At 61.4% G+C, this 22,061-nt stretch carries 22 protein-coding genes; 10 read left to right on the forward strand and 12 right to left on the reverse strand.

Features of this window, described 5'->3' with window-relative positions:
• Nucleotides 1-4: 4 nt before the first annotated feature.
• From QYM46_RS01030 to QYM46_RS01045, 4 genes are all read right to left on the reverse strand, one after another.
• Complete coding sequence (locus QYM46_RS01030; RefSeq protein ID WP_432790371.1) at nt 5-1,165, reverse strand: CaiB/BaiF CoA transferase family protein; 1,161 nt, start codon at nt 1,163-1,165, stop codon at nt 5-7.
• A 77-nt stretch (nt 1,166-1,242) separates the two neighbouring features.
• A complete protein-coding gene (locus tag QYM46_RS01035; RefSeq protein ID WP_432790372.1) occupies nt 1,243-1,770 on the reverse strand; it encodes a MaoC family dehydratase in 528 nt (175 codons plus the stop codon).
• A gap of 77 nt (nt 1,771-1,847) precedes the next feature.
• On the reverse strand, nt 1,848-3,188 hold the full coding sequence (locus QYM46_RS01040; RefSeq protein ID WP_432790373.1) for an MFS transporter: 1,341 nt from the start codon (nt 3,186-3,188) through the stop codon (nt 1,848-1,850).
• Between the two features lie 55 nt (nt 3,189-3,243).
• Entirely contained in the window at nt 3,244-4,737 is a 1,494-nt protein-coding gene (locus QYM46_RS01045; protein ID WP_432790374.1) for an amidase, read from the reverse strand.
• A 339-nt stretch (nt 4,738-5,076) separates the two neighbouring features.
• Here QYM46_RS01045 and QYM46_RS01050 point away from each other — a divergent pair, with 339 nt between their 5' ends.
• Nucleotides 5,077-5,577, forward strand: coding sequence for an NADPH-dependent FMN reductase (locus QYM46_RS01050; RefSeq protein ID WP_432790375.1), 501 nt, complete (start codon nt 5,077-5,079; stop codon nt 5,575-5,577).
• 89 nt (nt 5,578-5,666) lie between these two features.
• Here the strand turns inward: QYM46_RS01050 and QYM46_RS01055 are convergent, their stop codons facing one another.
• From QYM46_RS01055 to QYM46_RS01075, 5 genes are all read right to left on the reverse strand, one after another.
• Nucleotides 5,667-6,038, reverse strand: coding sequence for a HepT-like ribonuclease domain-containing protein (locus QYM46_RS01055; protein ID WP_432790376.1), 372 nt, complete (start codon nt 6,036-6,038; stop codon nt 5,667-5,669).
• Nucleotides 6,038-6,511 carry a nucleotidyltransferase domain-containing protein gene (locus QYM46_RS01060; RefSeq protein ID WP_432790377.1) on the reverse strand — a complete coding sequence of 158 codons (474 nt, stop codon included), beginning with the start codon at nt 6,509-6,511 and terminating at the stop codon, nt 6,038-6,040. Before QYM46_RS01060 ends, QYM46_RS01055 begins: the two co-directional genes overlap by 1 nt.
• Nucleotides 6,512-6,639: 128 nt before the next feature.
• Nucleotides 6,640-6,969 carry a putative quinol monooxygenase gene (locus QYM46_RS01065; protein ID WP_432790378.1) on the reverse strand — a complete coding sequence of 110 codons (330 nt, stop codon included), beginning with the start codon at nt 6,967-6,969 and terminating at the stop codon, nt 6,640-6,642.
• Nucleotides 6,970-7,049: 80 nt separating this feature from the next.
• Nucleotides 7,050-7,835: an SDR family NAD(P)-dependent oxidoreductase gene (locus QYM46_RS01070; RefSeq protein ID WP_432790379.1), complete on the reverse strand. Its 786-nt coding sequence runs from the start codon at nt 7,833-7,835 to the stop codon at nt 7,050-7,052.
• 101 nt (nt 7,836-7,936) lie between these two features.
• The gene (locus tag QYM46_RS01075; RefSeq protein ID WP_432790380.1) at nt 7,937-8,719 is read right to left on the reverse strand and encodes an IclR family transcriptional regulator; all 783 of its coding nucleotides are present in this window, start codon (nt 8,717-8,719) and stop codon (nt 7,937-7,939) included.
• Between the two features lie 246 nt (nt 8,720-8,965).
• Here QYM46_RS01075 and QYM46_RS01080 point away from each other — a divergent pair, with 246 nt between their 5' ends.
• From QYM46_RS01080 to QYM46_RS01120, 9 genes are all read left to right on the forward strand, one after another.
• Complete coding sequence (locus QYM46_RS01080) at nt 8,966-9,541, forward strand: hypothetical protein (protein WP_432790381.1); 576 nt, start codon at nt 8,966-8,968, stop codon at nt 9,539-9,541.
• Nucleotides 9,541-11,163 (forward strand): GMC family oxidoreductase, encoded by a 1,623-nt coding sequence (locus tag QYM46_RS01085; RefSeq protein ID WP_432790382.1) that lies wholly within the window; start codon nt 9,541-9,543, stop codon nt 11,161-11,163. The genes QYM46_RS01080 and QYM46_RS01085 overlap by 1 nt, the downstream gene beginning before the upstream one ends.
• Nucleotides 11,164-11,314: 151 nt before the next feature.
• Entirely contained in the window at nt 11,315-11,875 is a 561-nt protein-coding gene (locus tag QYM46_RS01090) for a dihydrofolate reductase family protein (protein WP_169250990.1), read from the forward strand.
• Nucleotides 11,876-11,958: 83 nt separating this feature from the next.
• Nucleotides 11,959-12,090: a hypothetical protein gene (locus QYM46_RS01095; RefSeq protein WP_432790383.1), complete on the forward strand. Its 132-nt coding sequence runs from the start codon at nt 11,959-11,961 to the stop codon at nt 12,088-12,090.
• Complete coding sequence (locus tag QYM46_RS01100) at nt 12,087-12,845, forward strand: HpcH/HpaI aldolase family protein (RefSeq protein ID WP_432790384.1); 759 nt, start codon at nt 12,087-12,089, stop codon at nt 12,843-12,845. Before QYM46_RS01095 ends, QYM46_RS01100 begins: the two co-directional genes overlap by 4 nt.
• A 190-nt stretch (nt 12,846-13,035) precedes the next feature.
• A complete protein-coding gene (locus tag QYM46_RS01105) occupies nt 13,036-14,034 on the forward strand; it encodes an ABC transporter permease (protein ID WP_432790385.1) in 999 nt (332 codons plus the stop codon).
• An 11-nt stretch (nt 14,035-14,045) separates the two neighbouring features.
• Entirely contained in the window at nt 14,046-15,074 is a 1,029-nt protein-coding gene (locus tag QYM46_RS01110; protein ID WP_172172741.1) for an ABC transporter substrate-binding protein, read from the forward strand.
• Nucleotides 15,075-15,087: 13 nt separating this feature from the next.
• Complete coding sequence (locus QYM46_RS01115; protein ID WP_139467842.1) at nt 15,088-15,867, forward strand: ABC transporter ATP-binding protein; 780 nt, start codon at nt 15,088-15,090, stop codon at nt 15,865-15,867.
• A 119-nt stretch (nt 15,868-15,986) separates the two neighbouring features.
• Nucleotides 15,987-17,636: a M24 family metallopeptidase gene (locus tag QYM46_RS01120; RefSeq protein ID WP_432790386.1), complete on the forward strand. Its 1,650-nt coding sequence runs from the start codon at nt 15,987-15,989 to the stop codon at nt 17,634-17,636.
• Between the two features lie 223 nt (nt 17,637-17,859).
• Here QYM46_RS01120 and QYM46_RS01125 read toward each other — a convergent pair whose 3' ends face one another.
• The 3 genes from QYM46_RS01125 to QYM46_RS01135 all read right to left on the reverse strand — a co-directional run bounded on the left by QYM46_RS01125 (nt 17,860) and on the right by QYM46_RS01135 (nt 22,061).
• Complete coding sequence (locus tag QYM46_RS01125; protein ID WP_432790387.1) at nt 17,860-20,019, reverse strand: aldehyde dehydrogenase family protein; 2,160 nt, start codon at nt 20,017-20,019, stop codon at nt 17,860-17,862.
• A 109-nt stretch (nt 20,020-20,128) separates the two neighbouring features.
• Nucleotides 20,129-21,076 carry a 5-dehydro-4-deoxyglucarate dehydratase gene (gene kdgD / locus QYM46_RS01130; protein WP_169250996.1) on the reverse strand — a complete coding sequence of 316 codons (948 nt, stop codon included), beginning with the start codon at nt 21,074-21,076 and terminating at the stop codon, nt 20,129-20,131.
• Between the two features lie 106 nt (nt 21,077-21,182).
• The gene (locus tag QYM46_RS01135; protein WP_169250997.1) at nt 21,183-22,061 is read right to left on the reverse strand and encodes a LysR family transcriptional regulator; all 879 of its coding nucleotides are present in this window, start codon (nt 22,059-22,061) and stop codon (nt 21,183-21,185) included.

Below are 22,061 nucleotides of genomic sequence, written 5' to 3' on the forward strand. Positions count from 1 at the left end.
GGTCTCAGGCTCCTTTGCTGTTCATGGTGGTGCTGAGCTCCTCCAGGAGTTCGGCGCGGTGTTCATCGATTGTCGGAGCTGCTCGATTACCCGTCAGCGGAGGTCCGACTCGCGGGGCCGTCGCAATATTGCGGATCGTGCCCCAACGATGGTGGTCGGTGTCGAAGACCAGACCGCGTTCAGCGATCAGCGGGTCTTGCAGCGCTTCTGCCACGCTTTTGACCTTGGCCACGGGGACTCCGGCCGTCTCCAATAGTCCTACCCATTCATCGGCGGTGCGCTGGAGGAATGCTTTGTCGAGGATGTTGAGGAGTTCTTCTCGGTGTTCGATCCGCTTGTCGAAGCTCGAGAACCTGTCCTCGACGAGCCTTTCGTCTCCGACCACCTCGGCGAGGCGGAGATAGAACTTCTCTTTGGCGCAGCCGACTGTCATCCAACCGTCGCTTGTCTCAAACGCCTGGAACGGGACGAGCGACGGATGTGAGGACTTTGGGGTCCGCTGCGGTTCGAATCCTTCATTGAGATGCCAATTGCCCACGTAGGTGAGCATCGACACCGCAGTGTCGAAGAGGCTGAGATCGCAGTCGGTACCTACTCCGTCGCGGCGGGAGGCATGGACGGCCGCGAGCATCGAGATCGCTGCGATGAGTCCGCCGCTGAAGTCGACGAGAGACAGACCTGATTTGGTTGGTGGTCCGTCGGGCTCACCCGTGATGTCCATCCATCCGGCCGCAGATTGGAGCATGTAGTCGTAGCCGGGCCGTTTCGCCGCTGAACCTCCGCCATAACCGGACAGGTTGCAGCACACGATCTGGGGATTGATGTCCTGGAGATCGGCGTAGGTGATGCCGAGTTTGGCCGGAACATCGCCGCGGAGATTCGAATAGACGACGTCGGCACCGGCGACGAGGCGGTCGAAGATCTCACGATCGGCTGTGTCGCTCAGACTCAGCGCGATGCTGCGCTTGTTCCGGTTGAACGACTCATAGAAGAGCGAATCGGTTCCTTCTCGGAACGGTGGAACATAACGCCCGATGTCGCCGCCGGTGTTCGGGTCTTCGATCTTGATGACATCCGCGCCCAGATCGGCGAGCTGCATGGATCCCCAGGGGCCCGCTCCGTATTGTTCGACAGCGATGATGCGGATGTCTTCGAGGGGCTGCATCCTGACTCCTCCTGATTTCGGTCTGTTGTCTGTCTGCGGAATCCGCAGCTGTTTGGAGAGCGTGTTCATCATGGTTCTCAGCTGTAGTCGCTGACTGAGTCGGCTGCTTCGGGGAAATGTCTTTGTCCGATCCCGCTGTCCCGCGTGGCGATCAGCACCGAGCGTTTCCAGCTGACCACGGTGACACCGTCCTGATTGAGCCCGCGAGTCGTCATCGAGATGATGCCTGCGTAGTCGCGGGACTTCGACCGACGAGCCTCGGTACATACGCTTTCCGCGTAGATGGTGTCGCCGACATAGACGGGATGGCGGAAATTGATGTCCGTGAAGGCGAGGTTCGAGATTGCATTCTGGCTCATGTCGAACACGCTCAGGCCGAGCACCATGGCCACTGTGAGACCGGAATTGACGATGATCTTGCCGTCGGTGATCGGATTCTGCGAAGCGAAATGCTCGTTGAAATGGTTCTGGTTCGTGTTGAGAGTCAAGTTGGTCAGCCAGACGTTGTCCGCCTCGGTGATGGTGCGTCCGAAAGGGTGCTGATAGATGTCACCGACGGTGAAGTCCTCGAAGAACCGGCCGATGGTGGCGTCGTGGATTGTCATGTTTCTACTTTCTTAGTGGGCAGTGGCTGGAAAGGCTGGATAGTCAGGGGAGTGCTGTCTCATCGGGCAAGGCGAGATCAGGAGATCTCTTCGAGGCTGCGCCCGCGGGTTTCGATGGGTATCGCAACGACGACGACGATCATGCACACGGCCATAGCGCAGACGAAGCCGATGGGGCCGAAGATCCCGAATGCCACGAACAGTCCCGACATGACGAAAGGCACGATGATCGACGCGCCGCGCGCAAAGGTGTAGGAGATCCCGGTTCCGCGAAGGCGGTAGCGGGTCGGATAGAGCTCAGGCATGTAGGAGTAGAGGACGAAAGTCACGAGCGTGTAGATGGTGGTGACGAGCAGAATGCCGATGATGACGATCATGAGGATCGACTGTGCAGCTGCATAGGCGAAGCCAAGCGGTATAACGATGATCGAGAACATGATGATCGCAGTGCGCCGGTTGAGTCTATTGATGAGCAGCAGGCAGACGAGGCCTCCGCCGGGCGCGCCGATAGCCATCGCAGTCGTATAGGCCAGGGAATGGGAGACGTCGATGCCCTGTTCGACGAAGAACGTCGGCATCCAGGAGATGAAGCCGTAGACGAACATGTTGACTCCGACAGCCAGGACGGTTCCGAGTACGGCAAGTTGCCAGAACGGGCGTTTGGAGGTTGTCGACGATTCGTCGGTGTGAGTGGCGGTGGTTGGTGCGGGCGGATTGTTTGCCAGGGTCGTTGCCGACTTTGCTTCGAACCGTTCGACGATCGTCTGGGCCTCGTTCAACCGTCCTCTGACGACTAGCCAGCGAGGCGATTCCGGGCACCTCCGGCGTGCCAGCCAGACGATGACCGCCAGAAATGCTCCGATGGCGAACATCCAGCGCCATCCGAAGTTCGAGATCACCAATGCACCGATCGCCGAGGCGAAGAGCAGACCCGAGTTCACGAGGATGCCGAGCGCTGCCGTCCACCGCCCGCGACTGCGTGGAGGAATGAACTCACCGAGGATGGCAGCAGCGAGGACGAGTTCGGCCCCGAGGCCGATACCCATAACGAATCGGGTACCGACGAGGAATTCGAAGTTCGGAGCCAGCGCGGCAGCGAACCCTGCGACGGCGAAGATGGCCAGATTGATCTGATAGCTCATCCGACGACCGAACTTGTCACCGACGAAGCCTGCAGTTGCAGCTCCCAGCAACATGCCGAAGAACGTCATCGACATGAAGACTGCGATCTCATGGACGCCTGCGAAGCCGGTCGAGACCAGCGCTGCTGATACACCGGCTGCGACATAGATGTCGTAGGCATCGATCATGGCACCGGCGCCGATGTATGCGAAGAGCTTCCTGTGTTCGGTGTTGGGGGTGAGCGCATCCATGCGCGCCCCGATTTCTATCTGTTCTGCATTGGTGTCAACGGACATCCTTGTCGCGCCTTTCCTCGGATTCATTCCGAGATCGTGGTGATTTTCTGGACAGTCATTTCTGTGGTTGTCTGCAGTTCTCTGCGATAGTCGCCGCGACTGCGAGCAGCGTCCGGTCGTCGTAAGGGCGGCCGATGAGCTGAAGAGCAGGCGAGAGCCCTCCTTCTGCAGTTGGCAGCGGGACAGTGATCGCAGGCAGTCCGAGATAGTTGATGGTGCGTGTGTACTTGCTGGCTCGCAGGTAGTCGCTGCGAGCACGGGAACCTGTCGCGTCGGACGTCGACATCTGTGGCGCGAGGATCGGACTCGTCGGTGTGAGGAGGAACCGCGAACCTCCCATAGCCGTGGCGAGAAACTCTGAGGTCAGAGCCGAACGGCAGGCGAGAGCATCTGCGTAGCCGATCGCGGGAATCGCAGTTCCACGGATCACGCGTGAGAGCACCTGGTCGCCGAGGAGGTCCCAATTCCATCCGAGGATGCTGCCGACGTTTCGTGCGGCCTCGACACTGACAACTGTGACGGACCTTCTATTGAGCTCGGCATCGTCGATGTCGACTCCAGAACCGTCCAGATGTCCGAATCCACTGGTATTGCTCAGTACGATCTCCTCGACGACGTCGAGTGCACTAGCGAATGCGGAGGCGACCTCGTTCTCGCAGTCTCTAACGACGGCAGACCGGGACAGGTGCGCGAAGCCGGAGAACACTGAGTCCTCGCTGGCATCGATTAGTCCGCGTGCTTCGGCGTTGACGACCGCGGAGTCGGAGATGAGAACCTTGAAAGCCTGCTGCACAATCGTGGTGTCGGAGGCTAGCAACCCAATGGTGTCAAGAGTCTCGGAAAGCGGGATGAGACCGGAATGGGAGAAGAGGCCATTGGTGGGCTTGTATCCGACGAGGCCGCAATAGGCGGCTGGAAGCCGTACGGATCCTCCTGTGTCCGTACCTATAGAGAGGTCGCAGGCGCCGGTGGCGACGGAGATTGCCGAGCCGCTTGACGAACCCCCAGACAGGTGGGAAGCGCTGAGGGGATTGACGCCGTCTCCGAACCATTGGTTGTGGCCGGTGGGACTCAGTGCGAATTCCGCCATATGGTTGGCCCCGATGATCGCTCCTCCTGCCGCTTCGAGTGAGCGGAGCATGGGGGAGGTGGTCTCTGCTCGCGTGTCCGACAAGGCCGGACTACCAGCAGTGATCGGATAGTTGCGGATGCCGATATTGTCTTTGTGGGTGATTCTTAACCCGGACAGTTCATCTGTCAGTACAGGCGCGCCAGTGACCGTGGACTCTGTGTATGTGCGGAAGATTCCGGTTCTCGGGGACTTGTCGACGGTGTTGTTCCAATGAACATCTGAGGAATCGACTGAAGTGCCTGGTGGATTGAGCCAATGAGGCGGTGACGGTGGTGTGAACGAGCGGTCTATTTCGGTGGCACTCGCGGCAACGAGGGATTCTGCACGGTCATTGCCGACAGAGCCGAGGAGGTTGTCGACGGCTCCGCTGATGCGCGCCGCCGGGTGCGCATCGTGGTTCTCAGAGGTGGTGCTCATTTCAGCCCGTTCTCATTGCGATGTGCGGTGCAGCGCGGCTCTGCGCGCACCGGCCATGGAGTGACTTGAGGTGATCAAGTGGAAACTTCTGATGGCAGAATCGAGCCTAAACCTATGATGTTTATACGTCAATAGGGGATTTGTGGGGCAGTGTTCGGTGATATTGCTCGCTAATATCAGATCAATTGGTCTTCGGTGCGGTCGTGTGGGCCTGGCCTCGTCTGTGACTGCCCATGACTGCAGTTGAGCCGGCCTGGAGTCGGCCTGGTTAAGCTGACATTCATGGTGAGCGGCGAGTTTCTGTCGTTCACGGATTCAGTCGACTTGAGAGGACCCCTTATGACCACACGCATCGCCGTCGTCGTCGGCAACCCGAGCCCCAACTCGCGAACCCGTCAGGTGGCCGAGGACCTCGCAGGCAAGATCGCCGAGGTGACCGGTTCCGAGATCGACGAAACCATTGAACTCGCCGAGGTGACCGACCAGATCTTCTCCTGGAAGTCCGACCGTCTCGACACACTCATCGAGCGTCTGGCCACTGCCGACTTCGCCGTCATCGCCACCCCGACCTACAAGGCCAGCTACACAGGGTTGCTCAAAGCCTTCCTCGATCGGTATGACGCAAATGGTCTGCACGGGCTGACCGCGATCCCGGTCTTCACCATCGGATCCCCGGCGCACACGCTCGCGGTGGAAACGACACTGCGACCGCTGCTCGTCGAACTCGGCGCCAGTGTGCCGACGAAGGGGCTTGCTTTCCCGACCGCGAAGTTCGACGACCGTGTAAGCGTGCTCGACGAATGGGTCGAGTCTCAGAAGGCATACCTGCCGCAGAAGTGATCGTTCAGCTCGGTGAACCTGCAGCGGCTTAGTGCAGGGGCCGAGCTATTGCAGGTTCGCCACGCTGGGGAGCTGGCCGGTGCCGAGAGTCAGTCGGTCTGTTCAGAGAGCGTCTGCAGTGACGATTGCGCCGCTCTGAACGAGGGCAGAAGCGCCTGCTTCCACTCGCCGAGGTCGACGGACAGGGTCAGCCAGGTGACGGAGCGATTGATTGCGTCGTATTGATGGATGATGAAATTGCGATTGGCGGTGGCCAGAGCCCAATCTATTCCCGCTGGCGAACGCGCTTCCATGCGCGACAGCCGATTTGCGGCTTCGCCGAGCTTCATCATCAGGGAATCTCCGGCTTCCTGAAGCAGCTCGTCTCGGAGGTAAGCGTCTTTCCCTCGGGAGACGATGTCATCGACACGATCTAGCCACGCTTCGATGTGGAGCAGTTCCTTAGCAATTCTGCGATCCATCACAGCGACACCGCTTCTCGGCGGATGTCATCGTCTACCCCCGGCTTCAGTCCGCCATAGTCGACCAAGTCGATCTCTCTGCCGAGAACCTTCTCGATAAGTTGTTTGAAACGGATGAAGGCGAAAGACGAAGTGCCTTCCGGAGCGTCGACGAGCAAGTCGATATCGGAGTCCATTCGAGCTTCACGGCGCGCAGCGGAACCGAAGACAGCCAAATTCTCATAGCCGTGATCCGAGGCTAGTTTCATGAGAATCGGAACAGCGGCTTCCAGGAGGATCTCCGGATGAACCAGATCAAGAGCGGGGGCGAATTTGAGCTGCTGACTCACGGCAGGCTGCGAGATTCCAAGATCATTCGCGATCTCTCGCTGACTCATGCCACTGGCGAGCATGGCTCGGAGCGCGAGTGCACGGCGCAGTCGCGCAATGTCTTCACAGCGTTGCGCGTGGCGGTACTCGTCGACGAAGCTCATAAGACAATCTTATCAATCGGTGTGCGGCATGGGAATAGACTCAGCCGAGCTGCAGCGAGGGTGACGGTGAGTAGAGCGCGGGCCCACCGATCGAATCAGCGGGCCCGCGGGACATCCTCGGTGAGGGATCAGCCGATCTGGAGCTCGCCCATCGCATCCCAATCATCACCGTCGATCTGACGGGAGATGATCTTCGGGGTCGCTGCCAGAGCGGAGTGCATCGGCCCGCCCTCGGCGGTCGCGGCCTGGAAGTGATCGGACTTCACATGCGCTTCGGCGGCATCATCGTCGAAGGCTTCGACGAGGACGTACTCGTTCGGGTCATCGAGGCTGCGCGACCAGACGAACCATTTGTTGCCGGGTTCGGCACGGGTCGCCTCGGTGAATTCGCGGGTGATCTCCGGCCACTGCTCGGCCATTTCGGGTTTGACGGGGAACTTCACGACGATGAAGATCATGTCTTCTACCTTTCTTTGCGGGTGACTTCTTACGTGGGAAAACTTGGGTGGCGGTGCCTGTACCGCCCACTGCGACGACGTTACGAGAACTGCATTCCGCCGTCGACGAGCATGGTCTGCCCGGTGATGTAATCGGAATCCTCGCCGGCGAGGAACGACACGAGGTTGGCGACGTCCTCAGGCACGGACACCCGGCCCATGAGGATGTCACCAGCATATTTCTTGATCGCCTCACCCTTGGCCAGCCCCTCCTCGGCGGCGAGCTTTTCATCGATGAGATCCCACATCGCGGTGCCGACGATGCCCGGGCCGTAGGCGTTGACGGTGATGCCGTGCTTGGCCCACTCCATCGCAGCTCCCTGAGTCAGTCCGCGCACCGCCCATTTCGTCGCCGAATACGGCGACAGCAGCGCGAAAGGACGGAACGCGACGATCGAGGCGGCGCCGATGATCTTGCCCCCGTTGCCCTGTTCGATCATCTGCTTCGCCGCAGCCTGATACGACAGGAAGACGCCGGTGAGGTTGACGTCGACGATCTTCTCGAAATCAGCCTTCGAATAGTCGATGAGGGGTTCGACCTGGGCGATTCCGGCGTTCGCGACGAAGACGTCGAGTTTCCCTCCCGCGTCGACGGCCACCTCGACGAGGCGGCTCAGCGAATCTTCGTCCGTGACGTCCACCTCGGCGCCGGTGGCCTTCCCACCTGCGCTTTCGATCGTTGCGACGGTCTCCGCCACTCCGTCCTGCATGCTCGGCAGGTCGGCGACGATGACATGGTGTCCATCGGCTCCGAGCCTTCGCGCAAGGCCCTGTCCGATTCCCCGTGCCGATCCTGTCACCACTGCGACGCTGTTGGTCGTGCCCATTTCTCCTCCTTGAGTTCTCAACTGTGAGCGAGCACGATCATTCTCAGCAGAGTCATCGCTTGGAGGACACGGTTCTTCTCATGTGGCGATAAAGCTGGGGGTTAAGCGTGCTCGGCGACGGGGACGGTGACCGAACCGCCGCGCAGGTAGCTCGATGCCAGGCCCGCATGTTCGCGCAGGGTCGACTCGACCAACTTCGCCCTCCCCGCCATCTTCGACGAGGGAGTGCTGATCGCCATCGCCCCGACCTGCATTCCCGTGCCGTTGCGCACCGGCACGGCCGCGCAGGTCTGACGGGGCAGGAACTCCTCGTGCTCCCATGCGATTCCGCGGGTGGCCACCTCTGCGAGGTGGGGGTCGAGGGCCTCTCGGCTGATCATCGTCTGCGGGGTGAGCACCTGCATTCCGCGCGCCTCGAGGTAGTCGGTGCGCTGCGGTTCGGGCATTCCGGCCAGGAGGATCTTGCCGAAAGCAGTGGCGTGCGCCGCCTCGTGGAAGCCGAAGCGCAGGGGCCTCAGCCGCGGGTGTTTCTCGCAGTCGGAGCAGTAGGTGAGGATGATGTCGGAGCCGCGGTAGATCGCGAAATAGGCGGCGGTGCCCAGCGACCGGTGGAGCTGATCGGTGATCTGCCGGATCGGATGCGGAGCGACGAGGCGCTGCTGGAACGACAGTCCGAGTTCGAAGCATTTCGGGCCGAGCTCGAAACGCTTGGTGTCCTTGAGATAGACGAGATACCCAGAATCGGCGAGCTCGTTGAGGAGTCGGTAGACGGTCGGCAGAGGGATCTCGAGGCGGGTGGCCACGGTCTTCGCTGATGCGCTGCCCGAAGAGGCAACTGCTTCGAGAACGGCAAAGGTTCGTTGGATCACGGCACTGTTGGACACGCGGTCTCCTGACTGTGCGATCGCCTCGGCGATGGGCATCCGGCCCCGGCCGCCGGGCCGGGTCCGTCCCCGCCGGGACGGGAACGGTCGTGGGTGCGGGACGGTGGAGCCGCCTCGGCGATCGACTTTTTCATGTGGTGAGAATGAGGATAGTCGATGGTGTCGCGGGTCACATAGGTTGCTCATGTCAGGACAGTGGCGGGCGTGCGTCGATGCCGCCGGCCGAGTGGAGCAAAGGAGCATCCGATGGCATTCCCTGCAAAATACCCATCGCTGAATGCGATGGAGATGACGGACGAGGCGAAGCAGACCCTCATCCGAGTGCTGCGCGTGGCGTTCCCGCACGCAGACTTCCCCGACGGGCCGTATGTGCGCACCGCGGAGAAGATCCTCATCGCCGCCGATGAGGAGACCTGGTTCCGGGTGGCCCTCATCCAAGGGCTGTTGTCATTGGATCAGCTCTCCGATGGTGACTTCTGCGGGCTCGATGACGATTCCGCGCTCAAGGTGCTGCGGCGGGTCGAGTCCACCGAGTTCTTCGGCTTCGTTCGCCGCACCGCCGTGCTCAACCTCTATGACGATACGGAAGTGTGGGAGACGCTCGGCTACGAAGGGCCGTCGTTCGACAAGGGCGGTTATATCAACCGCGGTTTCGACGATCTCGACTGGCTGCCCGAACCGCGCATCGTCTACCCCGAGGACGAGCCGATTCCCGAACTCGGCGTCGGGGCAACGGGGGTCCGCAGCGGCAGTGCTGTCGGTGACGAGTCGACCAATCAGCCCGCGCCGCAGAGCGTCGAGATGGGAGAGGTGAAGAAGTGATGACCGCTGAGAACACAGGACGCGGTGCCGGCGCCGAGGCCGGACGCAGTGTGACCGGATACAGCATCGACCCGGACGAGGAGGCCGTCGTAATCGTCGGCTCCGGCGCCGGCGGGGGAACGCTGGCTTACGAGCTCACGGCGAAGGGCATCCCTGTCGTCGTCCTCGAGGCCGGGCCGTATCTGCGCAACGAGGACTACGTCAACAACGAATGGGAAGCCTTCAACCAGATGGCCTGGCTCGATCCGCGGACCACGACGGGATCGTGGCGGATCGCCCGCGACTTCCCGAACCTGCCGGCCTGGATCGTCAAGGCTGTGGGCGGGACGACGACCCACTGGTCGGGGGCGACGCCGCGGTTCAAAGCCCATGAGTTCAAGGCCCGCAGCGTCTATGGTCGCATCGACGGAGCGAACCTCCTCGACTGGCCGATCACCCTGGACGAACTGGCCCCATACTACGATCGGGCGGAGAAGGCGATGGGCTCGACCCACGTCCACGGTCGGAAGCCGCTGCCGGCGAACAACAACTACAAGGTCTTCGCCGGCGGTGCGAAGGAAGTCGGCTACAAGTTCTACGCCACCGGTCCGTACGCCACGAACGCCGAAGAATACGACGGCCGCCCCGCCTCCATCCAGGACGGGTTCAACTTCCAAGGCGATAAGAACAAGTCCAAGTGGTCGACGCTGGTCAGGGAGCTGCCGCGGGCAGCGGATACCGGGCTGCTCGATCTGCGGCCGGAGTCCCAGGCCGTGCAGATCACCCACGATGCGAACGGCCGCGCCGATGCCGTGCTCTACCTCGACAAGGACGGCAACCTCCACCGGCAGGCCGCGAAGCTCGTGTGCGTGGCCGGCAACTCGATCGAGACGCCGAGGCTGCTCCTGCTGTCCGGAACACCGTCCTTCCCCGATGGGCTGGCGAACTCGTCCGGGCATGTGGGGCGGAACTATATGCGCCACCTGACCGGCACCGTGTGGGGCCATTTCGACAAACCCGTGCGGATGTACCGCGGGGAGACGATGGCCGGAGTCATCGCTGATGAGTCGATCCATGACCCCGACCGCGGGTTCTCCGGCGGCTACTACATGGAGACGATCTCGCTGGGTCCGGCGTTCATGGCTTCCTTCGTCGAACCCGGCGGGTGGGGACCGGACTTCGCGGCGCTGCTCGACCGGTATCTCAACACGGCAGGAATGTGGATCGTCGGTGAGGACATGCCGCAGGAGAGCAACCGAGTGACGCTGAATACGACGGTCAAGGACACGAACGGTCTGCCCGTGCCCAACGTCCACTACGACGATCACGCCAATGACCTGGCGATGCGCGAACATGCCTACGCCGCAGGGCAGAGAGTCTACGAGGCGGTCGGGGCGCAGACGTCCCACCACACTCCGCCGTACCCGTCGACGCACAACCTCGGCACCGCGCGGATGAGCGAACGTCCCGAAGACGGAGTCGTCGACAAGTGGGGCCGGACCCACGACGTGAAGAACCTCTTCATCTCCGACGGATCGGTGTTCACCACCGGTGCCGCCGCGAACCCGACCCTGACGATCGTGGCGCTGGCGATCCGGCAGGCCGAGTACATCGCCGAGGCGCTGCGGACTGGGGAGGTGTGAGACGCGGCGCGGCTCAGTAAATCTGAGGCGTGAAGAGTTGTCGCATCGATCGGCGTCGGTTCTGTCTTCTGACGGAATCGACGCCGATCTGCTGTGAGAGAGCCTTGTCGCAATAGGATGAAAGACAGACGCAACTAGGAGGAGACTGCCCGTGTCACGCACCGTCTACTACACCGCGACCACGCTCGACGGGTTCATCGCCGACCCGAACGATTCGCTCGAATGGCTGCTGCGCCAGACCGAAGAACCGCCGGATGACGGGTTCATCGACGGAGTCGGAGCGATCGTCATGGGTGCGACGACGTACGAATGGGTGCTGCGCAACCTCGACGGACCGTGGCCCTACGAGGTTCCCGCATGGGTGATGACTCACCGGAAGCTCGGCCTGCCCGAAGCCGGGAAAGATGGGAAGAGTCCCGACATCCGATTCGCGAAGGGCTCGGTCTCCGACCACTATTTCGAAATGTGCACCGCCACCGGCGACCGTGACCTGTGGGTGATGGGCGGCGGCGACCTCGCCGGGCAGTTCGCCGACGAGGGACTCCTCGACGAGATCATCACGTGGACCGCGCCGGTGGTCCTCGGTAAGGGGCGGCCGCTGCTGCCTCGTCGCCTCGACCTCGAACTCCTCGAAGTCGGGTCCAGTGCCCCCTTCGTCATCGCCCGCCACCGAGTCATCGGTCCCCTCCTCGAGGACAGCCCGGCTGAGTGATGGTTCTCGAGGACGGCTGAGGACTCGCCCCCATCGTCCACTCGCCGAGGCGGGACGACGTTTCGTGCGGGAGAATCCGTCGCATGGATGGGCAGGGCCGCCTCGGCGAGATGATCGATGATTCGTACGCAGGGGTGGGCCGCCTCGGTGAGGTTCATCCGGATATCGGGCACCTCTGGTGGCAGGGCGGGTTCCGTGATTCGATGCAGTCATGACTGCTGCGATTGAGAATCATCGGGCCCGCCTGCGCGCGGGGGAGACCTACAACGGACTGTGGATGATGTCGACGAGCCCGGAGCTGGCGAAGGTCGGGTCGGCGGCCGGGTTCGACTATGTCTGCCTCGATCTGCAGCACGGGCTGGTGCGCCCCACCGATGTGCTGCGGCTGACCGATGCCGTGCGCGCCAGCGGGGACGCGCTAGTGACGGCGCGGGTCGCGGCGAACCGATTCACGGAAATCGGGGCGCTCGCCGACGCGGGAGTCGAGGCGATCATCGTCCCGCTCGTGTCCTCGGTCGACGAGGCGCAGGCCGCGGTGGCCGCGCTCGACTATCCATCCCGGGGCGGGGATCGATCGTGGGGACCGACCGCCGAGATCATGCACGGTGCGGTACAGGACACACACGATGAGCGCCCGCTGCTGTTCGTCATGATCGAGAACGAGGAAGGGCTGTCCGCGGTCGAGGACATCTGCGCCGTGCCGGGAATCGACGGGGTCTATGTCGGTCCGGCTGATCTCGCGTTCGCCGTCGGGGCCCTGCCCGGGCAGCCGAATGAAGCTCACGCCGAGGCACTCGTGCGGATCCGCACGGCCGCCGATGCCGCCGGGGTGATCCCGGGAATCCACTGCGGCGACGGCGAAGAGGCGCGTCTGCGCAAGGAGCAGGGCTTCCGCTTCATCACCTCATGCGGCGACTTGGGTGCCGCAGGTCGCGCGTTCCGCAACGACCTAGCAAACGCCCGCTCCTAATTGCTACCCGACGGCGGCCCAGCAACCTCGCGCGAGGTTGCTGGGCCGCCGTCGGGTAGTTCGAGTCGGTGGGTGGGTCAGCGTTGCGCGCGAAGTTGCCATGGTGCGCCAGGATGTTCTTGGGAAGTCCGAGTATCCTGGCGTTTCTCAATTAAACTCTCGAGTTTTTCCTGCCTGCACAAACTCATTGATGCAATTCCTTCAGGGTATCGAAACATGCGAAAACAATCTTGGACAGGCATCGTTGAGTCGCGAATACTGGAACGCATCACAGTTGTTCCACGTCACAAATGCAATGCCACACCTGCTCATGGACCAGAACCCAATGGAGGGATCGCAAATGACAACAGCACCACGCATCGATACCGATGCAGTTCGACCTGTGGAGCCCGGCCCTGCGCCGGCAGCTCCGCCGACTGCATCTAGGCTCAAACCTGAGTCATTCACAGCGGGAATCAAAGCTGTTGTCGGGCTCGTCGGATTGTTCGCGATCTGGGAGCTAGCAGTCTTCATCTTCGACTTCCCGAAGTATCTGCTTGTCGGTCCGATTTCGGCGTTCGAAGAATTATTCACGAACCCGGGATACTTCGCGGTCAACGCTCTCACTACCCTGCAGGAAGGTCTCGCAGGCTTTGCGCTCGGCACAGCATTGGGCGTTCTGTGTGGAGCACTCCTCTATTACGCTTCCTTCCTTCGTCCCTTCCTCTATCCGGCGCTCATCGCCATCGACACGATTCCGAAGGTCGCTCTGGCGCCGCTGTTCATCGTCTGGTTCGGCTTCGGCTTCGAGTCGAAGGCTTTCGTGGCAATGGCCATCGCATTCTTCCCGCTCGTCATCAACACATTCGACGGGCTCAACTCTGTGCCGCACGAGCTGCAGGACCTTGCACGCATCAACCGTGCCTCGAAGCTGAAGAAGATGATGAAGATCGATTTCATCTATGCGCTTCCTTCGATCTTCACGGGAGCTAAGATCTCGATCTCGCTGGCTGTCGGCGGTGCCGTGGTCGGTGAGTTCATCGCCGGGTCCAAGGGACTCGGATACGTCATTCTTCTCGCGAACTCTCAGGTCGACCTCCCCTCGATGTTCGCAGCATTCATCGTGCTTGCGGCGATCGCATTGCTTCTCTTCTTCATCATCGACCTCATCTCGAAGAAGCTGCTGCCGTGGAAGAACTACACGAAGTGAGAGGCGGAACCATGCACATCTTGAAGAAACTGCTAGTTGCGCCGCTCCTGCTGTCTGTCGTCACTCTGACAGGATGCACGCCAAAGGACGGACTCGATGACTTCAACCTCATGGTCGACGTCGCCTATCTGCCGAAGCATGCACCGTTCTTCGCAGCTGAGGCCGAGGGGTTCTTTGAAGAGGAAGGATTCGACGTCTCGCTGATGCCGGGTTCCGGCTCAACGAACACCGTGACTTCCGTCGAAACCGGGAGAGTCGACGCCGGATGGGCCGATTTCGGCGCGACCATCCTCAGCCAGGGCAAAGGAGCTCACGTTAAGCAGGTGAATCTGCTTCAGGCCCGATCAGCGTACGCGACTATCGCACTCGAGAGTTCGGGTATCAAAACCTGGGAGGACATGAAGGGCAAGACGGTGGCGACTGAGGGTGCCGGTGCCATGACGGCTATGTGGCCGCTCGCGCTCGAACGCAGTGGCCTCAAACAGGATGACGTCAACGTCGTCCACGCCACCGGCGAATCGAAGATTCCAGGTCTGCTGGCCGACCGCTGGGATGCGAACCTCGCGCTCTACGTCTCCGACGAGCCGGCGCTGATGGCGCTCGGTGAGAAGGCGAACATCCTCAAATGGTCTGACGTCGGCATCGACCTCTACGGCAATGGCATCGTGGTCTCGGATGAGGCCCTGAAGAATGATCCCGAGCGTGTTGAGCGCTTCAACCGCGCTATGCAGAAGGGCTTTCTCTGGGCCTGCGACCACCCGGATCAGACTGCAGAGGACTTCACGAAGGAAGTTCAAGGGTACGAACCGGAGACCGTGACCTATGCGCTCAAGTCGCAATGCGAATTGAACTGGGCCACCGGAAAGTCAGACGACCAGTTCGGTGTGATGACCGACGATGGAGTTGGACAGATGCTGAGCGTGGCTACCGACTTCCTCGGTCTCGAGAATTCGACCGATCTCACCGTCGACGACATCTATACGAACGACTACATCGACCCGATTCGCCATGACGAAGACGTTGCGGCACCTACAAAGTGAATGGAGTACGACCATGACCACTGACTATGCGATCTCAGTCAACAACGTCGGCAAGACCTACACCTCTCGCGACGGGCAGGAGAACGTCGTCCTCAAGGGACTCGACTTCCACGTCAATCCGGGGGAGTTCGTCTCAATCGTCGGCCAGTCCGGCAGCGGAAAGACCACGCTGCTCAACACGATCTCGGGTCTGCAGGAAGCCTCTGAAGGCGAAATCCTCATCCGCGGACGCGAGATCAGCGCCGCTCTCAAGGACATCGGAATGGTGTTCCAGAGCCCGGTTCTCCTGCCCTGGCGGAATAATCTCGACAATGTCCTCCTGCCCTTGGAATTTCGTGACGCTGTCACATCGGAATCCAAGGACCACGCCATGGAGCTGCTGCACATGGTCGGACTCGGCGAGAAGGCGACTCGGTACTCCTACGAACTCAGCGGCGGAATGCAACAGCGCGTCGCCATCTGCCGCGCGTTGGTTTCACGTCCGGAAATCCTCCTCATGGATGAGCCATTCGGCGCGCTCGACGCGATGACACGCGATTCGATGAACTTCGAGATCCAACGGATCTGGCGTCGCACGGGCTGCAGTGTCCTCTTCGTCACTCACAGCATTTCCGAAGCTGTATGGCTGGCAGATCGAGTCGTCGTCGTCGGCGATCGTCCGGGCCGGATCGTCGCCGACGTCAAAGTGGACATCGAACGTCCCCGCGCGAAAGAGCACAAATTCTCAGAGAACTTCGCCAGCTACGTGGCGGAGATCGAATCCCACATCGGCGTCACCGCCGGGATCAGCTGAGCGGTCCGATCGTCCGGCCCGACCAACACAAGACAGGGATGGCCGGCAGGGCACCTTCGGCCCAAGGCACACCGGTAGAGGCGAACACGTCTCAAGGAAGATATGGAGTTGAAAACGCAGTGATCAAACTGACAACCGACAAGACGCGTCTGGCAGATTCGTTCGGACTAGATGCCCAGAAGAGCCTTCTGTTCTCTGCGATTCGCCTAGATTCGAGCCCCCTGGTTGCACCGCTCATCGCCGACACGACCGACGGTGAAGTGCTGCTTGTTCGCCAGCAGGAGCAGGGCAACGCCCTGTCCGCCGGGGTGCCGAAGGAGCGGATGAGATTCTATGCGCCGTGGGTGACGATCGATCCCCGAATTGTTGCCGATACACCGGCCTCAGCATCACTGGCGACATTGGTTGAGGAGCTCGCAGAAGGGGAACAGGTCGGTCTTGACTCCGGTGTCGTCATGAAGCACTACTCGACGCTGTCGAAGAGCCTCGACGTCGTCGCCGACAAGCAGCCGACGACTCCGGTTGTTGCCTATGAGATCGACACCGCAGCGGTTCTTGAGCGCTTCTCTCGCTGGCGTGAGCTCGGAGCGGAGACTGCGACGCGGCTCATCGCTGATGTTGAACACCTTGACGGACTGAGCAAGGAGATCCAGTCGCAGACCGATACGCGCTATTCGGCTCTGCAGTCGATGGCCAAGGACCGAGGGCTCGACGCCGTCGTCATCTCCGCTCCGCCGAACTTCAGCGAGGTCGTCGGAACTCAGCAGAGCGAAGGTCAACTGGCGGTTTGGTCCAGTCAGGACGAGAAGCTCTATGTTCTCGCTCCGGAGACCGCGCACGGTGTGTCCGGCACTCCGATCGGCCGCTTCGCAGGATTCGGTGCGGCAGCTGTGGCACTGGCCCATGGTAACCAGATCGGCGTTGAGGAGGAGTGGATTGCAACCGGTCTGGCGCTCGAACTCGAGGCCGAAGGCGCCGTCCTCAACGAGCTGTCGACCGCTCTCGGTCACTGGCGCGACGTTCGCGACCACGAAGACCTCGGGTTTCAGATCGTCGCTGCCAGGTGCAGCGTCTTCGCCATCGAAGAGGCTCTGAAATGGGCAGAGGAATCCTTGGCGGCGGGGCTTGAGTTCACCGAGCTCGACATCTACGCGCGCTACGTGGATAAAATCGTCGAATTTCGCACGGAGAACGTGATTCCCTTTGCGGTCGAACCGTACTTCACCAACTTGCACTCCTCGAACAGGATGCTGTTCCCCGGGCCTCCCGTCGACTTCCCGATCAACGATGACACGAAGTGCATCCAACTCGACGCTGGTGTGCGAATCACCTTCGACGGGATCACTGTGGCGACCTCCGACATGGCACGGTCGCTTCCGCGCACCGACGGCGCCAAAGAAGCGTATGAGTTCTTCTTCGACGTGGTCCGTGAGGGAATCATCGGCCAACTGCGCCCCGGAGTCGTGTGCGAAGACGTCCACGCAGGTACTTTGGACTACTTGGCACCCCACCTCGGTAGGATGATCGAGATCGGCATGCTTGGTGAAGAAGTGGATTTCAACACGGAATACCGCAAGCGCAATGTCGGGCACCTCATGGGCAAGCAGGAGTCATTCGCCAACGAGCTGCGTCCCGGCTACAAGCATGTCTTGGATGTCGGGTCCTTCGGCGCAGCGGAGATTCCTTGGCGGTACGGCAATGTGGCGATCGGCACCGAGGACCTTTGGTACATCGGGGCGGACCGGACCTATATCCTCTCAAAGCGCTGAGACAGGATCTCTCCACTTCGATGCGTCTCACGCAGTACGCCCGACTCCTTGCAAGTTGAACGGGGCGGACATTCTCACAAGGGAGTGTCCGCCCCGTTGCGTAGCTTTAGGGCAGCAGAAACGTGAGATGGAGCTGTCTGCTGGCCAGCAGGGAATTGAAAAGCGGTCCGGTCGTTGAATCGACCGGACCGCTCTGCGTTTTCGCTGTCAGCTTCCCAGCTGATCAGTTGGGGCGGAGTTCACCTGGACTCTTGAGCTTGATCACTGCTTCGATCTCAACCGGTGAGTTCGCAGGCAGGCGCGGGACTCCGAGAGCAGTGCGTGCATGACGACCGGCGTCTCCCAGAGCATCGACAAGGAGTTTGGAAGCTCCTTCAGCGACGATGGGGTGCTTGCTGAAGTCTGCTGGACTGGCCACATAGACGTTGAGTTTGGCGATGCTCTCGACATTGTCCAGACCGAGGTTCGTCTCCAGCTGGGCAATGAGATTCACCGCGCACAGCTGAGCTGCCGCAATTCCGTCCTCTATGCTTAGGTCTTCACCGATGACTCCCTGGACGGGTACTTCTCCGTCGCCTTTGGCGATCTGCCCGGATACGAAGGCCAACTCGCCGGCGACGGTCACCGTCTTGTAGCTGTAGCTGGCAGGATTGGCTAAGGGAAGGTCGAATCCGAGTTTCTTGAGACGGTGGCGCACGCTGGCAACGAAGGATTTCGCCGAGGCGGCCGCGTCGGTTGCGTCCGAGGCGCCGCCACGTTCTGCCGCAGAGTATCGACCATCGAGCACCCGGGCCACTGCCCAAGGATTGGCCTCTTGGAGAACCGGATGAAGAATGGCCTGCGGGACGTTCTGGTAGGCGACCGGGCGGAGGAAGCGGTCGATCGCGGTTGCACCCACCGAGGTGGTCTGGGGAGCCGACGTCGCTGGAAATGGTCCACCGTGGATCATCGCGTGACCGACGTCGACTCCGGTCGGCCAACCGTTGACAATGATCCGGCCGACGGTGAGTTCCAGCGCGTGCACTAGCGCGTCTGCCACTTCGGTGTCCTGTTCACCCATCTGCAGTGTCGCAGTCAGCTGTCCTTCGAGCTCTGCCACGGCAGGCACCAGCTCATTGGTCGAGTCGTAGCGCACGACGATGGCTGCAGACCCGAAGACCTCGTTCTGCAGCTCCTTATTCGATGCGAAGTCCCGGATTGAGGTCGTGAACACACGGGGTCCGGGCGCATTGAACGTCTCTCCATCCGACCCCTGTGCCAGAGATGAGACTCCCGGCTGTGCTGAAAGCTGGTCGACTCCGCTCTGCCAGGCTGCGGCTATGGAGGGGGTGAGCATCGTTTGGCCCTTCGACGAGTTGAATTCCTCTGCGATGCGAGCCGTCAGAGCGTCTCCGCGGTCGCCGTTGGGAACGAAGAGAATTCCAGGGGAGGTGCACAACTGACCGGAGGAACCGGTCACTGCGCCGAAAAAGCCCTGGGCCACCTCGGCGACGTCACCGGCAATGGCCCCCGGCAGGACGAACACGGGATTGATTGAACTCATCTCGGCATAGACGGGGATCGGTGTGGGGCGAGCCGCAGCGGCGGCCGACAACGCCACTCCGGCCGTCCTGGAACCGGTGAATCCGACGGCCGTGATTCGCCGGTCCGTGGCAAGCTGCTGCCCGACCTCGGCGCCAGACCCATAGACGAGTGAAAAGACACCCGGGTGGAGTCCGCTGTCGCGGACGGCACGCGTGATGGCGGCACCGACCAGTTCGTTGGTCCCGGGATGGGCATTATGGGCCTTGACGATGACTGGGCATCCAGCAGCAAGTGCCGAAGCGGTGTCACCGCCTGCCGTCGAGAAAGCGAGGGGAAAGTTGCTCGCGCCGAAGACAGCGACGGGCCCCAGAGGAACCTTGCGCTGACGAATATCGGGGCGCGGCAACGGTGCTCGGTCAGGGAGCGCGGGATCAATGCGCGCTCCGTGGGCGTCACCGAGCCGGACGACCGATGCGAACAGGCGCAGCTGGTTGGAGGTTCTGGTGATCTCGCCATTCAGGCGCCCCGCAGGAAGTCCGGTCTCCAGTGCGGCCCGATCGACGATGCGCTGCGCGTCGGACTCGATGTTGGCTGCGATGCTCTCGAGAAAGGCTGCGCGGATCTCCGGCGAAGTGCCGCGGTACGAAGGGAAGGCGTCGTGGGCTTCGGCGATGGCTGCGGATACCTGCTCCTCGGTGAGCAGCGTGTATTCGGGAGCCAAGGTCTCGCCCGTCGCAGGATTGATTGCGCGGCTGGTTTCCCCCTTTCCCGGCGTTTTGGTGCCGGCGACAATTGATGTGCCGGAAAGTGATGTGTGGACGTCCGCGTCGGTCGTCGCGGTAGTGAGCTGTGTCGTCATGAGTGACCTCTGTTCCTGATAGCGATTTCGGCGCCGACCGGCTCAAGCCGATCGGCGCCGATCTGTGGGTGTGGTTGTCTCAGCCGTGGATGCGTGGCGTCCTGACCGTTCAGGCGACCGCGGACGCGGTTCGGTCGAGGCGGATGCCCGCAGCGGACATAACTTGTTCGAGATCCTGCAGGTCTGCCTCGGTGAGGTTCTGCAAGGGTGGCCGGACCGGCCCGCAGTCGCGGCCGATGACTTTGAGGCCGCCCTTGACGATAGAGACGCCGTAGCCGGCAACTCGTTCGCGGATCTTCGAGTAGGGCAGGACGAAGGAATTGAGCTTCTCTGTCACTGCGGCGCGGTTCTGTTTGCGTACTGAATCGTAGAAGTCGAGGGCGAACTCGGGTGCGAAGTTGAACATGGCGGATGAGTAGGTGCTCATTCCCAATTGCAGCAGCGGCAGTGCATAGACTTCTGCGGTCGGAAGTCCGCCGAGGTAGAAGAGGCGGTCGCCGGTGCGAGCGTAGACCTTCGTCAGCTGCTCGATGTCGCCGAGCGCGTCCTTGAAGCCGATGAAATTCTCATGGGTGTCGGCGAGGCGCTCAACGGTCTCGGGCGAGTAGACCGCATTTGCACGGTTGTAGACGATGACGCCGATCTTCGTAGCTTCGCAGATGGCGGACACGTGCTCGAAGAGGCCGTCTTGGCCGCATTCAGTGAGGTAGGGAGGAAGGACGAGGAGACCCTCTGCTCCGGCCTCCTCGGCGTCGATCGCATTCTGAACGGCGTGTGCAGTCGCACCCCCTGCCGAAGCAAGGACCGGCACCTCAGCTCGTGAGTTCGCAACGGCCAAGCTCACGACCTGTTTCGCTTCCGGGGGAGTGAGGCTGAATCCCTCGCCGGTTCCGCCAGCGGCGAAGAGTCCGGCGACGTCGAAGCTCGACTGCCAAGCGATGTGGTCGGAATAGGCGTTGGCGTCGAGGGACAGGTCTTCGTTGAATGCTGTCGCAGGGAAGGAGAGGAGTCCGTCCTTGAGGTGGTCGGCGAGTTCTTGAGGTTGGTAATTGGCCACGGAATGACGTCCTTGTTAGTCGGGATAGTGATCCCACTGTAGGAACGAGGAATAATTCCTGTCCAAGATTATTTATATATGCATTGATGCTCGGAAGGTATTGTGTTCACTTTCTGCGAATCAAAGTGAGGACTTCCTTGAGCGCCGGGTTGCGGGACTCCGGGTTCCAGATCGCATGAAGTTCGACGACATCGCGTGGAGCGTCGTGGAGCGGGACATAGGTGACACCGTCGACGCCGAGGTGAGCAGCTGATTCCGAGACGACGGCAATGCCGCGACCGGCAGCGACGAGATTGACGATGGTTAGGATCTGGCTCAGCGAGTGAGCCACCTCATTGGCTTCGACATCGATGTAGCGAACGGTGAGATCGTAGAAGTATCGAGCCTTCGTGGCATCGTGCATGAGCAGTCGCTGACCGGAGATCTCCTTTGTGCCCACAGAGTCACGTGCGGCGAACGCATGGTCCGACGGAACTGCCAGTACGAGCTGCTCAGACAGGACCAGGGTCGCGTCGATGGTCTCGGGGATGCGGCCCACTCGCCCCAGGCCGATGTCGATCTTGCCCTCAGACAAGGCCTTGATCTGTTCTGCCGTCACCATCTCGGCGATCTCGACGCTTATGCCCGGCAGCTGTTCTGCCAGGGTCGAGACGAGACCGCCAAGGACGCCGAACGTCGAGACCGCAGTGCACCCGATGGTGATCTGACCCCAGGAGCCCTCGGCGATCTTCTGTGCTCGCCGAGGGGCACGCTCGACGGATGCGAGGAGACCGTATGCCTCAGCGAGGAAGGCCTCACCTGCCGGCGTCAGTGTGACGGTGCGATTGTTGCGTTCGAAGAGGTGGACACCGATCGATTTCTCCAGCTTCTGGATCTGCCGGCTCAGCGGTGGCTGGGTCATATTCAGCTCTTCAGCGGCGCGTCCGAAGTGAAGGTTTTCGGCCACCGCGATGAAGCCGGTGATCTGTGCCAAGGTGAACTGCAT

Source organism: Brevibacterium sp. K11IcPPYGO002 (assembly GCF_050920635.1).
Lineage (GTDB): Bacteria > Actinomycetota > Actinomycetes > Actinomycetales > Brevibacteriaceae > Brevibacterium.

Coding starts and splice junctions, on each gene's coding strand:
- QYM46_RS01105 (WP_432790385.1), top strand. CDS start 13,036: ATGCAATTCCTTCAGGGTATCGAAACATGCGAAAACAATCTTGGACAG.
- QYM46_RS01100 (WP_432790384.1), top strand. CDS start 12,087: ATGACTGCTGCGATTGAGAATCATCGGGCCCGCCTGCGCGCGGGGGAG.
- QYM46_RS01045 (WP_432790374.1), bottom strand. CDS start 4,737: ATGAGCACCACCTCTGAGAACCACGATGCGCACCCGGCGGCGCGCATC.
- QYM46_RS01030 (WP_432790371.1), bottom strand. CDS start 1,165: ATGCAGCCCCTCGAAGACATCCGCATCATCGCTGTCGAACAATACGGA.
- QYM46_RS01110 (WP_172172741.1), top strand. CDS start 14,046: ATGCACATCTTGAAGAAACTGCTAGTTGCGCCGCTCCTGCTGTCTGTC.
- QYM46_RS01055 (WP_432790376.1), bottom strand. CDS start 6,038: ATGGATCGCAGAATTGCTAAGGAACTGCTCCACATCGAAGCGTGGCTA.
- QYM46_RS01040 (WP_432790373.1), bottom strand. CDS start 3,188: ATGTCCGTTGACACCAATGCAGAACAGATAGAAATCGGGGCGCGCATG.
- QYM46_RS01070 (WP_432790379.1), bottom strand. CDS start 7,835: ATGGGCACGACCAACAGCGTCGCAGTGGTGACAGGATCGGCACGGGGA.
- QYM46_RS01095 (WP_432790383.1), top strand. CDS start 11,959: ATGGATGGGCAGGGCCGCCTCGGCGAGATGATCGATGATTCGTACGCA.
- QYM46_RS01035 (WP_432790372.1), bottom strand. CDS start 1,770: ATGACAATCCACGACGCCACCATCGGCCGGTTCTTCGAGGACTTCACC.
- QYM46_RS01080 (WP_432790381.1), top strand. CDS start 8,966: ATGGCATTCCCTGCAAAATACCCATCGCTGAATGCGATGGAGATGACG.
- QYM46_RS01135 (WP_169250997.1), bottom strand. CDS start 22,061: ATGCAGTTCACCTTGGCACAGATCACCGGCTTCATCGCGGTGGCCGAA.
- QYM46_RS01125 (WP_432790387.1), bottom strand. CDS start 20,019: ATGACGACACAGCTCACTACCGCGACGACCGACGCGGACGTCCACACA.
- QYM46_RS01085 (WP_432790382.1), top strand. CDS start 9,541: ATGACCGCTGAGAACACAGGACGCGGTGCCGGCGCCGAGGCCGGACGC.
- QYM46_RS01065 (WP_432790378.1), bottom strand. CDS start 6,969: ATGATCTTCATCGTCGTGAAGTTCCCCGTCAAACCCGAAATGGCCGAG.
- QYM46_RS01060 (WP_432790377.1), bottom strand. CDS start 6,511: ATGAGCTTCGTCGACGAGTACCGCCACGCGCAACGCTGTGAAGACATT.
- QYM46_RS01050 (WP_432790375.1), top strand. CDS start 5,077: ATGACCACACGCATCGCCGTCGTCGTCGGCAACCCGAGCCCCAACTCG.
- QYM46_RS01115 (WP_139467842.1), top strand. CDS start 15,088: ATGACCACTGACTATGCGATCTCAGTCAACAACGTCGGCAAGACCTAC.